The 16,245-nt window shown below is 35.7% G+C and carries 12 protein-coding genes and 1 pseudogene; all 13 read left to right on the forward strand.

What is annotated here, in order from left to right:
* Positions 1–11 precede the first annotated feature (11 nt).
* On the forward strand, positions 12–1,148 hold the full coding sequence (locus tag MSHOH_RS00870) for a CapA family protein (RefSeq protein WP_048136724.1): 1,137 nt from the start codon (positions 12–14) through the stop codon (positions 1,146–1,148).
* 17 nt (positions 1,149–1,165) lie between these two features.
* Positions 1,166–1,801, forward strand: coding sequence for a hypothetical protein (locus MSHOH_RS00875; protein ID WP_162197593.1), 636 nt, complete (start codon positions 1,166–1,168; stop codon positions 1,799–1,801).
* A gap of 5 nt (positions 1,802–1,806) precedes the next feature.
* The gene (locus MSHOH_RS00880; RefSeq protein WP_158024009.1) at positions 1,807–3,036 is read left to right on the forward strand and encodes a carboxylate--amine ligase; all 1,230 of its coding nucleotides are present in this window, start codon (positions 1,807–1,809) and stop codon (positions 3,034–3,036) included.
* 95 nt (positions 3,037–3,131) lie between these two features.
* A pseudogene (locus tag MSHOH_RS00885) lies at positions 3,132–3,449 on the forward strand (transposase); the annotation flags it as partial.
* 872 nt (positions 3,450–4,321) lie between these two features.
* Positions 4,322–5,227, forward strand: coding sequence for a glycosyltransferase family 2 protein (locus MSHOH_RS00890; RefSeq protein WP_048136728.1), 906 nt, complete (start codon positions 4,322–4,324; stop codon positions 5,225–5,227).
* Between the two features lie 217 nt (positions 5,228–5,444).
* On the forward strand, positions 5,445–6,857 hold the full coding sequence (locus MSHOH_RS00895) for an FAD-dependent oxidoreductase (protein WP_048136729.1): 1,413 nt from the start codon (positions 5,445–5,447) through the stop codon (positions 6,855–6,857).
* Positions 6,854–8,038: a glycosyltransferase family 4 protein gene (locus MSHOH_RS00900; protein ID WP_052730652.1), complete on the forward strand. Its 1,185-nt coding sequence runs from the start codon at positions 6,854–6,856 to the stop codon at positions 8,036–8,038. Before MSHOH_RS00895 ends, MSHOH_RS00900 begins: the two co-directional genes overlap by 4 nt.
* Positions 8,039–8,043: 5 nt before the next feature.
* Positions 8,044–8,517 carry an NAD-dependent epimerase/dehydratase family protein gene (locus MSHOH_RS00905; RefSeq protein WP_052730653.1) on the forward strand — a complete coding sequence of 158 codons (474 nt, stop codon included), beginning with the start codon at positions 8,044–8,046 and terminating at the stop codon, positions 8,515–8,517.
* A 9-nt stretch (positions 8,518–8,526) separates the two neighbouring features.
* Entirely contained in the window at positions 8,527–9,633 is a 1,107-nt protein-coding gene (locus MSHOH_RS00910; protein ID WP_048136730.1) for a glycosyltransferase family 4 protein, read from the forward strand.
* Between the two features lie 297 nt (positions 9,634–9,930).
* A complete protein-coding gene (locus tag MSHOH_RS00915; RefSeq protein ID WP_162197594.1) occupies positions 9,931–10,830 on the forward strand; it encodes a glycosyltransferase family 4 protein in 900 nt (299 codons plus the stop codon).
* Positions 10,831–10,912: 82 nt separating this feature from the next.
* Complete coding sequence (locus MSHOH_RS00920; protein ID WP_048136731.1) at positions 10,913–12,772, forward strand: hypothetical protein; 1,860 nt, start codon at positions 10,913–10,915, stop codon at positions 12,770–12,772.
* A gap of 48 nt (positions 12,773–12,820) precedes the next feature.
* Positions 12,821–14,053, forward strand: coding sequence for a glycosyltransferase family 4 protein (locus MSHOH_RS00925; protein WP_048136732.1), 1,233 nt, complete (start codon positions 12,821–12,823; stop codon positions 14,051–14,053).
* Positions 14,050–15,882, forward strand: a complete 1,833-nt coding sequence (locus MSHOH_RS00930) for an asparagine synthase-related protein (RefSeq protein WP_048136733.1) — start codon at positions 14,050–14,052, stop codon at positions 15,880–15,882. The genes MSHOH_RS00925 and MSHOH_RS00930 overlap by 4 nt, the downstream gene beginning before the upstream one ends.
* Positions 15,883–16,245: the final 363 nt, after the last annotated feature.

Consider the following 16,245-nt stretch of genomic DNA (forward strand, 5'->3'; position numbering starts at 1 on the left):
GAGTCTGCCGTATGAAGATTATATTCACAGGGGATCTATTTCTTGGAGGAGATCTTCTAAATAAACCTACCAAAGAAATTGTCAAATTCACTTCATTTGAATATGCAGATAAAAGAATTGTAAATTTGGAGCAGCCAATAAGTGATAATAATCTTATTGCTGATAAGTGCACATTGTATACTGGCTCCTTTGCCGTTAATCAATTGAAACAATTAAAAATAGATGCTGTTAATCTGGCTCATAACCATATACAAGATAAGGAAAAAGAAGGAATTAGAGATACAATTCTTCATCTAAATAGTTCTGAGATCGGGCATTTTGGTGCTGGTAAAGATATTCTTGAAGCAAAAAAGCCATACTACCTTACAGACAATTTATGTATCATAGGTTATTGTGATTTTGGCCGTTCTTATTTAAATCAAGTCCAGATAGCAACGGCCAACAAAGCTGGTGTAAATCCGTTAAGATATGAATCAGTGATAGATGATCTTGATCAATTACCAGAGGATACGAAAGTCATTCTGTATTTTCATTGGGGCAAAGAGCATGTCTGGCTCCCAACTGCTCACGATGTTGAATTAGCAAGAAAGCTGTTAGATAATAATAAAGTTTCTTTAATTTTAGGAATGCATTGTCATAGAGTCCAAGGATATATAATCCATAACGGAAAAAGGGCATATATGAGCCTTGGAAATTTTTTATTCCCGAATTTTTTTATCACTCCTCCAACCCAAATAGCTTATCCTGACATAATACCTGAAAAGTGTACTATTACGAGGCAATACCATAGTGTTGCCAGGTTAACTTATAAAAAATGGAAAACTGCTAACCGTGTATCGTTAACTATAGAATATGATACTGAGACGCAATCTGTAAAGCATATCCCAGTAATTCAAAGTGATAATGAGCCAAAAGTTGAGGAACTTACCGGATTTTCAAAAAAATTAGTTATTTTATGGATTCACTTTTTGACCGAAATGTATAAAATTCCGCCTAACTTATATTGTTTAATTGAGAATGTTAACTTCTTTGTTGTTTATAAGTTATGGAGATTCCAAATCTTTATGTTCTATATAAGACAGCGTGGCTTCAGACATTGTATTAAGAATTGTAGTACATTTATTCGGCAAATAATCAGTAAAATATAATTTTTTATTTTTTTAATATGGAAGGGAATATGGACTTTCATAAACTCAGTAAATTATTTTATAAAAAGAGATTAATTTTTGCGACCAGTGCTAGATATTTTAACAATTTAAATTTTGTTGAGAAAAAAGATAACCTTTCTTTTGAATTGATATCCTCAAACAATTTCCATAAGATAGCTAGCATTTATGAGTCTTCTGAAAATGATCCAAAATTGAAAATTTTGAAGAACAGACTTAACCGCCCTGATATCTGGAAAGGTGTGATTGCTAATTTGGACAAAAAACCTGTAGGGTGCCACTGGATATTATTGCCTTCAAAAGAAAAAATCCTCTATGACAGTTTTGAAATTAGTAATAAAGCTGCTTTATTTTGCGGGGTATTCGTAAACCCAAATTATAGAGGAAAACGCATCTACAATTCAATGCAACAATTTGCCTATAATATGTGGATTACTGACTTTCCCGATAGAAACATAATTACAATAGTTGAGAATGAAAACAAATCTTCTTTAAAAAGTAATTTCCGAATAGGATTAGAAGTTACAGGTGTGAATCATCTTTTTAAGTTTTTTGGAAAAAATTTTCTTTCAGTCTATTACTCACCTAATCATAAAATTCAGGTCTGGTATGTATTATCTAAGAAAAAATGGTGAATATAGTGAAACCTTATGCAATAGTTTTTAACTGCTATTTTAATGGCCTAAGTATAATTCAGGAGTTAGGCAGAAACGGCGTAAAATGTATAGCTATGGATTATATCCATGATATAGGAACTTTTTCAAAATATGCCACTTATCAGCAGTGCCCTAATCCACTAGAAGATGAGGATGAATTTGTTAATTTTTTATATAATTTCTGTAAAGAGTTAGAACATAAACCGGTTCTTTTTCCGACAAATGACCAATGGGCCGTAGCCGTCTCTAAAAATAAAAAATTATTATCTGAAGTATCACTTCCTGTTGTAGCGGATTGGGAAGTAGTAGAAGTTCTGATTAATAAAAATTTATTTTATGAGATCGGGGAGAAAATGAACTATTTGACTCCCCGGTCTTGGAGTGTTAATGATTTAAACAACCTCAACGAAGAAAATTTTCCTATTATAGCAAAACCAGTTTTCAGAAGGATTTCTTCTAATGAAAATTTAAAATATATTACTCAAAATATGGATCGACTAAGATTTAATGTTATAAAAAATAAAGAAGAGCTAGCTTTATTTGTCAAGAAAGAAAAGGTATTTATTGATAAACTTGTCTTTCAAGAATACGTTAATGGAATGTCAGATAGTATGTATACTGTTGGCATTTATTCAAATCGTCATTCTGAAATTTTAGGTTTATTTACAGGTCACAAGGTTAGAGGATATCCTGCAGAGAGCGGTGATTGTATTATTGGTGAGTGTGTGAAAGTTCCTGAGTATATAATTGAAAACACAAAGAGAATAGTAAAGGAACTAAAATATTCGGGAATTGCTGAATTTGAATACAAAAAAGACTTGATATCTGGTGAATTTAAGCTAATTGAAGTAAATCCCCGTTCTTGGTCCTGGATTGGAATTACTCCAGCGTGTGGAGTTAGTTTACCTCTAATAGCCTATAAAGACTTATGTGGGCAAAAAGTAGAGTATACGGAAAGTTGTTTAGAAAATAGTTCTGTGAGGTATGTGAAGATTATTCCAGATTTCTTTAACTGTCTTTTTTATTATAAAAAAGATTATCCCCAATGGGATATGTCTTTTTTCACATGGGTAAAAAATGTAAAAGCAAAAAGAATCGTTTTTGCTGAATTTAATGCCCGAGATTGGGTTATATCGATGAGACTGCTATATAGCGCTTTCCATGAATTGGCTAATATTTTCAAGGCTAAATTTTTTAAGCACCATAGGATCTAAAATAAATTTAGCTTTATAGCTACTTTGGTGCCTTCTTATTAAATTATTTAACTCACTTTTTTTAGATAGTGTACCGAAAGTTCTGTAAAGTATGATTGACTCTGTATTCTTTTTCTTTCATCACAAAAAAAACAGGATACAGAGTCAATGGTTAATGTCATCTCATTTATAAAAGATTATCTTGTCGATCAGGAAGATGGAATTCGTCATCTAATTACCTGGTTTTTAAACCTTGTAATGGAGGAGGGCTTCCTCCAATCTGGTGCAAAACGTTATGAGAGAACTGATTCTCGCAAAGCTAGTAGAAACGGTTACAAACCCCGTACTCTCCTTACCAAGTATGGAGAACTTGAATATTAAAACCTCAATTCCGTGAATTTCCATTTGAAAATAAGTATTTAATAATGGAACAGTAATCAAAAAAGAAGAAAAAAGGATAGAGAGAATTTTACAGAAGTTCAGACACACTGCCTTAAATCCCTATTGATATACGTTTTTAGATAAAATAACATTTATTCGGAATTAATCTATTATTGTATAATTAAGAAGTATTCTCTAATTTCGCAAAAAGCTTTTAGATAATAATTTTAACTGCTTCGCCTAGGTAAAACAATGTCAACGACCACCTTTGTTAAAATTCAATAAATAACTCTATCTGAATCGATTTCCACTTGCACTCCTATGGTCTTTTCTCGTAACGTCAAGAAGGTAATTTTCTTTATGCCCTTAAGGGTTAATATTTGGCACAAAAAAATTTAGGAATTATAGCGATGACTAAAAATTGAATGGTTAAAAAATTAGAAAGTTGATAATTTTCGATTTATAAATGAGTTACATATACAGATTAATTTTTTTATTACTTAACTCACGCCAAAACTAACTTTTGTTCCGTATTAATAAAGTTTCATAACTATTTTTCCAATCAAAAAACCAATTAAATGTTACATATTCAAGGTTAAGAGGCTTAATTTTTAATTTTTGGAATCTGTTCACTCTTTACAGTATGGTTTTTAGACTTATAGTGCACAACCTTAAGCTATATTTTAACTTTTAAATATTATTTTTGTATTATTTTTACTTTGTATATTATACTATTATTTAAGTTTAAATAAATTTTTATAGTTCTTGTGCCTATTACATCGTAAGTTTAGTTTAACAGATTCGCCTGAATTAACAGCTTTGTTCTTTCCATTTGCCTCTCAAACTGTTCTCACCATACTGGAGGGCTAAACACTCTTTAGTGACAATTATAATTAAAATTCTAATATATTTGGGGGTGTATATTATGACCTTAACTATCGCCGCAATGCCAGCCTATAATGAATCCAAATCGATCGCAAACATAATCTTGGGCTGCAGAAAATACGTTGACAAAGTAGTTGTCATCGATGATGGTAGCCAGGATAATACCGCCGAGCTTGCAGAATCTCTTGGTGCCTATGTAGTTCGCCATGAAACCAACAAAGGCTACGGGGCAGCTCTCAAAAATTGTTTTGAAACCGCCCGCAGGCTCGATGCACAAGCAATGGTCATAATAGATTCTGATGGTCAGCATGACCCTCATGAGATCCCCAAACTCCTTGATCCTCTGAAAAACGGTTTTGATCTGGTAATCGGCTCAAGGTTTGTTAACGGCAACGGCAAAAACGTCCCTCTCTACCGTAAGTTAGGAATGAAAGTCCTTGATGTTGCAACTATGATGGCAGGAGGTCTCAGAGTTACTGATTCTCAGAGCGGCTTCCGCGCTTATGGAAGAAAAGCTATTGAAACTATAAACTTAAGTGGTGAAGGTATGTCGGCAGGCTCTGAGATTCTCCTTCAGGCCCACGATCATTGCCTTAAGCATACCGAAGTGGAAATCCATTGCAGGTACGATGTAGAGAATTGTTCAAGTCAAAACCCGTTTGTACATGGGCCTAAGGTTCTTTTGCGGCTTTTAAAGGATATGGAGTACAGGAGACCCTTATACTATTTTACAGCTCCTGGAATGTTTTTAGGTACAATTGGGATGTTCATGGGACTGAAATTTTTACAAAATTTTTACCTTGATGGAAATTTAAGTTTTGGGCCCACATTGTTGATGATGTTACTGACTATTATTGGGATGTTCATGGCGTTTACAGGGGTCGTATTGCATGCTGTGTCAAGGACGATTCATCAAATTAATGGTCACAATTCTGAGAATTTATAAAACATTGAAGCATAGTTTATTAATTTCTATATAAATATAAAAATAATGTATTCTAATAACCAATATTGTCCTTGTCGTACAATCTCTTCAAAGAATTAAGCAAAAAGGAGGGCATTGAGACACCCGGGAATTAATTGGTGACATAGGATTATCTCTCAGCATCACTTCAGAGATCCTCAAAAGATGCAAAATATGCAACTGTTGTTAGGTGAACTTTATGGATAATAATGTTCTGATTCTTGGTGCAGGTCCAGCAGGGATGTCAGCTGCTTTAAGATTGCTCAATAATAACGTTAATTTTTCAGTAGTTGAAAAAGAGAATATTGTTGGGGGTCTTGCGAAAACAATAGATTTCGGACCGTTTTCTTTGGATATCGGTCCCCATATATTATGTACCAAACCCTACGTATATGATTATAATGAGAAAATATACCATTTCATCAGGGAGTTATTGGGAAAGCAACTGATCTTCTATGAAACATCGAATAGAAAATATCTCGAAACTGTCCGTGTTGGCGGAGACGAATTTGACTACCCTATTCAAATCAAAAACGCCTTACAAAATGTCGGTTTTATTCATGCCCTGCACATGGTCTATGATTATATGGAGGCCAAATCTGCACGTAATTTGAAGGAAGATACATCATTTGAGCAGATAATAACCACCCAACTAGGGCAATCTCTTGCAGATCTTTTTATCCTTAAATACTCCGAAAAAACCTGGGGACTCAAATGCTCAGCCCTCTCTTCTGACCTGGCCTGGCGAGTTGGTGAGTTCTCAATACTGAGTGTTCTTATTGAGCAGCTATCAAACTCATGGAAGAATCTTAGGTCTACATCCGGGCACCCGGTCTGCTATCCCAAGCAGGGCATAGGATTAATCTGTGAGCAGATTAGAGCGAACATCGAAAAGGGCAAGGTTGGCGAGATAAAGACCGAGTCCTATCCCGTACGTATTCTGCATGATAACGGACAAATTTGCGAAGTTGCAGTCTGCGAACAAGGGATCATCCAGTCATATCGTCCTGAATATGTTCTGTCGTCTATTCCGATCGGTCAGCTTATCCAGTTATTAGATCCTAGGCCACCTGATGAGGTTATACATTCTGTTTTGAGCTTGAAATACAGATCGCATCTCTGTTTGTATTTAATTGTCAATAAAGACCGCGTGCTACGGGAACATTGTATTTACTATCCAGATCCTGAAATCCCGTTTGCACGGATGATGGAACAGAAGAATTACAGTCGGGATACCTGCCCCGATGATATGACTGCTCTGGCGATTGAGTTTTTCTGTTGGTATGAGGATGATCTCTGGAATAATGATGACTCAGAACTTTTTAGGATTGCTATTTCTAAGTTGGAGGAACTAGGTATAGTCAAAGAGGATGAAGTCGTTGATTACTTTGTTCACAGAGAGCGATTTGCATACCCTGTATATGATCTTGGATATGCAGATCGTTTGAGAACTGTAACCACTTATTTAGAAGGCCTAAATAACCTCAAACTCATTGGACGCTCCGGGACTTTCACCTATATGGGCCAGTATCGTGCGATGGAAGCAGGCTCAAACGCCGCCGATAAAATCGTAGGTGAAATCTTTAAAGAATCTGGCGGTGATTTACCGTGAAAATCCTGAGGGTTGCAGGTGACCTATACCCTGCTTTCGTTGGTGGGATTGCTATCCATGCCCACGAGATGTCGAAAATGCAGGCGTCTGTGGGACATGAAGTGACAGTCTATACGTCCATCTGGGAAGACGAACCTCTGGAGGAAGTACGTGATAATTATCGCATAGTCAGGTTTAGAGGAATAACGATTTTCCGAAACCCGATATCGCCGAATCTATTTTATCGCCTGTTACGTGAGAGAAACAAATATGATGTCATTCACGCTCACTCCCACCTGTATTCATCCACAGTATTTTGTGCCCTTATGAGGATGATAGGCTCGTCCCCCCTTGTCGTTACGAATCACGGTCTCATTTCGTCGATCGTTCCCATGTGGCTACAGAAAATATACATCCCGACTATTGGCAGGTGGGTCTATGATACCGCTGATAGGATTATCTGTTACACAGAGACAGAGCGGGATCAGTTAATTGATCTGGGGATCCAGCCCAAAAAGATAACGGTCATCCACAATGGAATAGATACAGAGCATTTTGCTCCTTTAACAAATATTCCTCCTAAGAAACAGATCCTCTGGATAGGAAAATATGTCCCGGGAAAGGGTGTCGAATACCTCTTGCGAGGCTTCCAGTTATTCTCAAAAAATTTCCCTGATTACACCCTTTTGATGATCGGAAGAGGACCCCGGAAGGATGATTGCCTAAGAATGCTTGAGGATCTGGGCCTCACGGAGAAGGTTATTCTCAGGGATTTTGTCGATAATAAGGATCTCCCTGAGATCTATCAGCAATCCAGCCTGTTTGTCCTTCCAAGCCTTATGGAGGGTGTTCCAAGGGCAATCCTTGAAGCAATGGCCTGCGGCGTTCCGGTAGCCTGTACCGAACTCCCTCAGTTGGTCAAGATTGTCTCAGACTGTGGACTGTTGTTCCCGCTCAAGAATCCTGAGTCTCTGGCTGCTGCTCTTTCAACTCTGGTATCAGACACTGAGATGGCTCAAGCTTGCGGAAAGAATGGAAGGAAAAGAGCAGTCTCCATGTACTCTTGGAGCGACACTGTCTCCAAGACCTTGGATCTGTATGCCTCTCTTACCGGAGGTAAAGTGATGAATAACTCTCGCGAAAGTGAGGACGGCTATCTCAAACGCATATCTGGAGTTTCCAGTCATGATGAGGTGAGGTGAGCCATATGCTGTTCTCCCTCCTTTATGGGACCTCAAATCTCGTCGCCGAGCACTACTCCAGGGTCTTCTATGAGGTCTACGGCCCCCGGATGCGCACGGACCTCGCGATCTCCGTTTTCACCAAAAAGATGCTCGTAAACGAACCGATCGCGGTCTTTGGGGACGGCGAACAGACCCATGACTTCACCTATATTGACGATATCGTCTGGATGAACCGGAGGCTACTGAAGACACATCATGCCGATGGTTATGCGATGAACGTCGGCGGTGGTCACCAGATTACAGTGAACGGCCTGATTGCTCATCTCAGAGAGATCACCGGAAGCGCTTCTGAAGTGGTGCACTCTGACAGGCAGAAGGGTGATGCGAAGCATACGCGGGAGTTGGTAGGGTACAGGTTGGAGACAACCATAAAGAATGGTTTAAAGAAATTTATGGGCGGTATACAGAATCTTCACGCTGCATGTCATAGTGACTGAAGGATTTCCATGAAACTACTGGTCTGCACAACAGAGTATTTTCCGTACGGCGCAGGCATCGCCAACGTTGTATACAACGTCGTGGAACAGCTTAAAGGAATGGGTATTGAGTGTACGGTCTGTTCACCAACCGGTCCGGATATCAAACTAGGGAACCAAGCCCTGATACCGAAAATAGGTATCGGTGGGTTGCTCAACTACTGGCATCAGGCTTCCCGGTATTTCAAAGACAACGATTACGATGTCGTCTGGCTCCAGAATCCCTTTATTCTTACTGGAAATCCCTTCAAGCGTTGCTTGGTGACAATGCACTCAACCTACTATGGTTCGAGCACGCATGGCGTCGGGACTTTCCCGCTTCACCTGTATAAGTCACTGGTGGCTCATATCGAACGTTATTGCCTTACTCGCATGCCTCCCGACACGCTCTTCACCGGCGTAGGCCAACCAGTCTGTGAAGAACTGGAAGAAATCGGGGTCGTACAGAATATGATAACCTGTATCCCTAACGGGGTTAATGCCAGGCAGTTCCGCCCATTGGATGATAAGAAATCGGTGCGGAAGAAGTTCGGAATCCCAGAGGATGATATCGTTCTCCTGAGCGTCGGGCGGTTAACTCCCGCAAAACAACCCTTTACCATGATCGAGGTATTCTCGCACCTCGAGAAGAAGCTGGGCAACGTGACCCTCTGCATCGCAGGCAAAGGCGAGTTATTGGAAGAGATAAAAGGCTTTGTAAAGGAAAAAGGGTTGCGCAAAGTTCTTTTTCTTGGGCACGTAAACTATGAGTGGGATCTCCCTGATCTCTATGCCTGTGCTGATTACTATATTATGACTTCGAAGTACGAGGGGTTGCCTCTGACACTGCTGGAAGCGATGGCTTCGGGCCTGCCATGCATAGTGTCTGATATTCCAAACCTGAGGGTTGTCGGAGATGCTGATTGCGGGATTATCCTCAATTACGGGAACATTAGTATGGCGTCCGATCAAATATTAGATTATATCTCAAATGATCATTCTGATCATTCTCGAAATGCGAGAAAATATGCTCTTGACAAACTCGATTGGCATATTATTTCAGAGCAGTATCTTAAGGAGTTTTTAGGCTTAATGTGATGACATTACGTTAGACCTTTAGTTTGTCCCTGAACGATAGAATATATTGTAATCCATGAATAGGCAAGGAATATGAGATATAACACAAAAAAGCATATTGGGTTGCTAACTTTGCCCTTGGCAAGGGCTAGTGTGACACCGCTATTACATTTAGTTGAGATTTTAAATAATATCTCAACGAGATTTACCTTAGTTACTGGTAACGAGGGTCATTTGGCGTATAAAGGAGAACATCGCTTTATCGTACATAGCGTTAATTATAAAATAGACAATTCTGTATGGAAAGTCGCGAGGTACTTGTATGGACAAGTAAAGGCATCAATACTATTGATTAAAATTTCAAGAGGAGTTGATTTTTGGTTCTTTTTTGGAGGACAACGTTCGGTTGTTCCCATAATTGCGGCAAAGTTGTTGAACAAGAAAGTTATTATTGTGATGGCCGGATCAGCCATAAGGGACTCATCATTCTCCCAAGATAACTTTCTGGAAGTTATAAAGATGTTATCGTCAACTTGTCTCTCACTAGCAGATAAAATCGTCATTTACTCACCAAATCTTATCCCGGAGTGGGACCTTGAGTCCTATCGCCACAAAATTGTCATCGCCCACCGCCACTTCCTAGATTTCGAGACCTTCACCGTCACCACTCCAATTTCCAACCGCTCTCCTCTAATCGGCTACATCGGCCGGCTGAGCGGAGAAAAAGGCATCCAGCACTTTGCCAAGGCTCTTCCCGCCATCTTCATCGACCGGCAGGATCTCCATGTGCTCATTGGTGGGGATGGGGAATTAAAGGATTCGATCGCCGTCTCCCTGCAGGAAGAAGAGCTTACCGCCCGCGTCGATCTTCCGGGCTGGATCTCACACGATGATCTCCCCAAATACCTGAACCAGCTCCACCTTCTCGTCCTCCCTTCCTACACTGAAGGGCTCCCGAATATCATGCTCGAGGCGATGGCTTGCGGGACCCCAGTGCTTGCGACACCAGTCGGGGCGATACCTGATGTTATAATAAATGGCAAGACAGGATTTTTTATGGATAATAACTCGCCCGAGTGTATCGCGGAGAATGTGATCCAGGCGCTGAATTCCCCCGATCTGGAGCAGATCGCGGAAGCCGGGAGACGATTTGTGGAGAAGAATTTTACGTTCGGAAGTGTGGTTGAAAGGTGGAAGGAAGTGCTTGAAGAGATCTAACTGGTATCATATAGCTAAAGCTCAAATAAATGATTACTTTCAGTAATGTGTTAATGAAATGTAACAATTTTGAGATGTTAACATGAGTCCTACTAATTATTTTTTAAATCAGAAATTTGATGATATAATTCCTATTTTAGGCGTTGCGTCTTCAATTTTACTAATTTTTGTGTGTATGTCTTTTAATCGTACAGTATATTTATTTCCTGGAATTCTTTCACTTATTGCTTGTATGATATGGTTTGGTATGAGGAAGAAAACACTTTACAATCAGTATGCACACTTATCTTTTTCAACAGATATTATACTCAATTCTTTATATTTTATTTTTTTTTCACTTAGTATTTTATCTATCTATTTTAGACCGAATCTGTATGAAAGACCATTATTTTACTTTATTTTAGTGTCTTTAATCGTGGGGATCATGGCTCTTAGAATCTTCTGTAACAATATTTCAAATTCTCTGTTTATATTCCAAACAATATTAATTGGGATCTCTATTTCATGGTCCCAATTATTAATATTTCCAAGTCTGCTGGGCGTTGATCCTTGGTATCATCAAGCTTTGACATTAAAAATACTTGATATACATTTTATACCTGATGGATACAGTTACTCAAAGCTTCCATTATTCCACATATTAATTACTTTAACTTCTTTAGTCACAGGATTAGACTATAAATTTGCTACAATGCTCTCTGTTGGTTTATCACAAATTATATGCAATGTACTTTTTATTTTCTTGCTTGGAAAGTTCCTATTTAACAATAGGATTGGCTTATTAGCATCTTTATTACTAGTTGTTGCTGACCATCATATTTATATGAGTTATTGGTCAATTCCAAATGCCTTTGCAGTCGTATTTGTTTTATTTCTATTATATCTTTTATTTAAAGTAAAAATGAATGATTCTGTATTAATATCCATTGTTTCTATTTTACTAATGGTAGATATAATTCTCACTCATAGTGTTGTTTCAGTATTTACAGCAATTATTCTAACTTTTTACTGGCTGGGAAATTCTGTTTGTGATATATTGTATTCTAAAAAATATACCTCTATTACAAAGAATTATTCAATTTTATTTATCGTATCGATGTTTGCATGGTGGGGTTTTGCCTCTGGACATCTGTATAGTATTTCTAAGCTTCTAAAATGGGGTTTTAGTAGAGATATATTCGATAAAACACCTACTATATTAATATCAAAACACATTGCTACAGTGTCATTTTCAGAACAATTATTTAATAATGCTGGCATGTTTTCATTTTTCGCATTATCTTTTGTTGGATGTTTTTATATGATGTCTAAAAGGTATGGAAATCATAATACCTTTAATTTTGCATTTATTGGATTGATCCCGTTATTCTTTGGATTTTTTTCGTTAATTAGTAGTCATTCTATTGTTGAACATAGATGGTGGTATTTTGCTGAGATTTTATTATCTATTCCTCTCGCGCTCTCATTTACATTAATAACTAACTATTTTAAACAAAATTATCAAAGTTTGGGATTATTTTTTCTTTTAGTAGTTTTCATGTCATTTTTTTTAATAATGAGCCCTTTTGCAAATAGTGACAATCATATATTCTCACCAAATACTTCAATTACACACTCCTTTACAGCATCGGAACTCCAGGCTGTTAAAACAACATCAATAATCTGGGGAGGTACAATCAAAACAGATAGATATTACGCGAACAGCCAAAAATTCGAATATAATAATTTTGAAGCTTTTTGTAATGAAATTTATCAAAAGAATCCAAATAATTTTTTACACAGCTTGGTACTTACAAGAAAAGCGATCATTAATAAACCATTTAAATTATTTTCGTCGATTGTTAGCCTTGATTACGATCCAAGAATTCTTCTTGATGAACATGAATTCTCCAAAATATATGACTGCGGGTCTGTTGATGGCCGTCTGAAGCTCAGGTTTTAAAATCCAATTTCTTTATGAGGAATCTAATTTATCAAAAAGGGAGTTAATATGGAAAAAATAAACCTTAACATATGTCTTCTATTACCTGACTATTTTAGTGAAGAGATGCCTGCCAGGCCTGCGATTACTGAAATATATGGGAAGCATCTATCCCTTAATCATAATATTACTTGGATATGTCCCTCAAAAAAATTATATACACAATTGTTCGATCTACAGAAATACGAGCAAGTTAATGTTTATTCAATATCTCATCCAATTTGTCTTGGATTAATGTCGAAATCTTTTAACTTTATTATGTACTATTACAAATTGTACAAGCTTATGGCTGTATTATTCACAAAAGAGAATTTTGATATTATTCAAGTAAGAAATGATGTTTTCAGTGCCTTAATTGCTATATATTTCAAAAACAAATATCGTATACCATTTGTGTTTCAATATTCATTCCCAATAGATGCTTTCAAATTTAGAAAAAGAAACATCTATTACTTTTTTGGAATTCTTCAAAATTACCTTCAAAAGTATATACTAAAAAATGCAGATCTTATCTTTCCAATAAGCGAATGGATGGAGTTTAAGTTAATAAAAGGGGGAATCTCCAAATCGAAAATGGTGCCACTTCCAATGGGTGTGAATCCAGAACTATTCGACTTTAATATAGATGGTTCAAAGATAAGAGAAAGATACGGTTTAACTGACTATAAAGTTCTTCTTTATGTAGGGTCCATGGATAAACTACGATCACTTGATCCAATAATTCATGCTTTTTCACTCATTAGGAAAACAAATTTAGACACAAAGTTGTTAATGGTTGGTGATGGAAATGATAGATCTCATCTCGAAGAATTATCTGTAAAATTTGGAGTCAGTCAATATATCATATTTACTGGAAAAGTCTCTTATTTCGAAATCCCTTATTATATTTCATCTGCAGATATATGTTTATCGCCGATTAGACCTTTGGACATTTATAAAGTAAGTTCTCCTACAAAATTATTTGAATCAATGGTCATGCGTAAGCCTGTTGTTGCAAATAAGGAAATTCAGGAACAAAGAGAAGTTCTCGAAGTAAGTAATGGTGGAATTCTAGTTGAATTCCAGGCGGAATCTTTTGCTAGTGGAATAATCAGATTATTAAAAAATCCTGACATTGCAAAAGCTATGGGAGAAAAGGGATATAGATGGGTCATAGAAAATAGATCCTATGAATCCATGGCTTATAATGTAGAAAAAGAATACTTCAAACTTTTAAAATCTTACGGAGTGTCACAATCTTGAGTGGAATATTTGGATTTTTTGATCAAAATTTTAATGAAAACTTAATGAATAGTTTTCTTTATTTAATTAAGAATACAGAATATTGTATCACAGATAAGATCCTCAATCATCTATGCCTTTTAGGTGAGTTAGATATATCAGGCTCCAAAGTGAAAGAATCAACAAAAGTTGATGAGGATGACATAAGTATAGTTTGTTGTGGCGAAATATATAATGAAGGTATTAATAATCTTAAATTAGAAATACTTCGATTATATAAAGAGAAGCAATTACATTCACTTTCTAATTTTAACGGTTCATTTGCAGCTGCAATATATGACCACAAAGAGGGAAAAATTACTCTTGTAAATGATAGATATGGTTTAATGAAATTATTTTATTATTATGATAACGATCACTTTTGCTTTAGTCCAAAAATGAAACCGCTTTTAGCAATTTGTTCTGACAAAAGTCTAAGAGATGATTCAATTGTTGATTTTTTCACTTTTGGCTATATTTTAGGTGACAAAACATTTTTTAAAAATATCCATCAATTGCCTTCTGGTTCCATATTGGAATACTCTAGAAATCAGTTAAAAATTACAAAATATTGGTTTTACGAATATGACGAGAATTATGACTCAAGATCCAGTGATGAATTGATTTCTGAACTTGGCACTTTATGGCAGAAAGCTATAAAGCGTAGAATACAAAAGAATGATCGGGTTCTTATCCCATTAAGTGGTGGTCTAGATTCACGTGCTATTTTAGCAGAGGTTTTACAAATAACATCAAAAGAAAATATTATAACATTTACTTTCGGACATCCTGGTAGCTTTGATTTCGAAATTGGAAAACTTGTAGCTAAAAATGCAGGTGTAAGGAATATCGAATTAGGTGTTGAGATGGATTCTTTTGAATCTCAATATAATATTTCAATTGAAGATATCGAAGGGCTTATTGATGCCACACCATATATTGCTCTTAGAGGATATAAAGAGATGAAAAAATATGGAGCGAATATTATTTCAGGGTATATGGGTGGAGAAATTATGGGTTCTCATATTTCTTCAGAAATGTTAGATAAAACGCTAAAATCAGAGTTAAATTATATTGATGCTAAAAATATAATATTTAATAAAAATAGTATATATAATTTAAATGATATTAAATTATTATTTAATCAATCTTGCATTGTTGTTGATGACCTTGAACAATCTTTTGAAAATACACTACAAGACCTAATAACAAGAAAAAATTATGATATGGCTAATTTTTGCTCTTTATGGGATTATACACAAAGACAAAACAAATATATAATGACCACTCTTTTCAGATATCGTGGATCTTTTAAGAATTTGACTCCATTCTTAGATAACGATTTAATTGATTTTATGCTCAAAATTCCGCCTGAATTGAGATTTAATAAACATTTGTATACATTAATGCTCTTGAAAACATATCCCAAATTATTTGAAATCCCCACAAAAAATAGTTTTGGACTGAAACTGAAATCTCACAAAAAATTGAAGTCTCTCAAAATGGCGATCTTATTTTCAAAAACAAAAATAAATAATGCTTCAAGTATTTTGATTAATAAAAATATATTTCTTAATAAAAATAAAAATTATATTGATTATGATGACTTTCTACGGCGGAATTTTGAATATAATTATTACATTCGAAGTATGGTTTTTAAAGTTAGAGAAAGAAAGTATTTTAATAAAGAATTCATTGAAAATATTTGGAAACTGCATATGAGTGGTAAAGAAAATTATTCAATGTTATTTGGTCTATTAGTTACATTTGAGTTGTTTTATGAGTCGTATGTTGAAAATAATGATTTTTAATTTTTTATGAATTCGTTGCAATCATTTAATTTTAGAAGTATATATCACTATTCGAGTAAGTAAATTTAAATGTTTATAAAATATAATTTTTGGGTAAGTAGACTGAAGAATCTATTATTCGCAATTAAAAATAAGAATAATTAATATTTTAACAAATTTTTGATTAATAACCTAGAATTTTAGATTTGAGGTAAATAAATGAACATATGTTTATTCTTTAACTTAATTCGAAATTTAATACTTGAGCATCTGTTTTTATTTATTAGATACATATATTGGAAAATGCTTTTTAATGAATTGGGCAAAAATGTCAGATTCTATGGTAGTATTAAAGTACTCAGGCCAAATAATGTTTCCGTAGGA

Source organism: Methanosarcina horonobensis HB-1 = JCM 15518 (assembly GCF_000970285.1).
Lineage (GTDB): Archaea > Halobacteriota > Methanosarcinia > Methanosarcinales > Methanosarcinaceae > Methanosarcina > Methanosarcina horonobensis.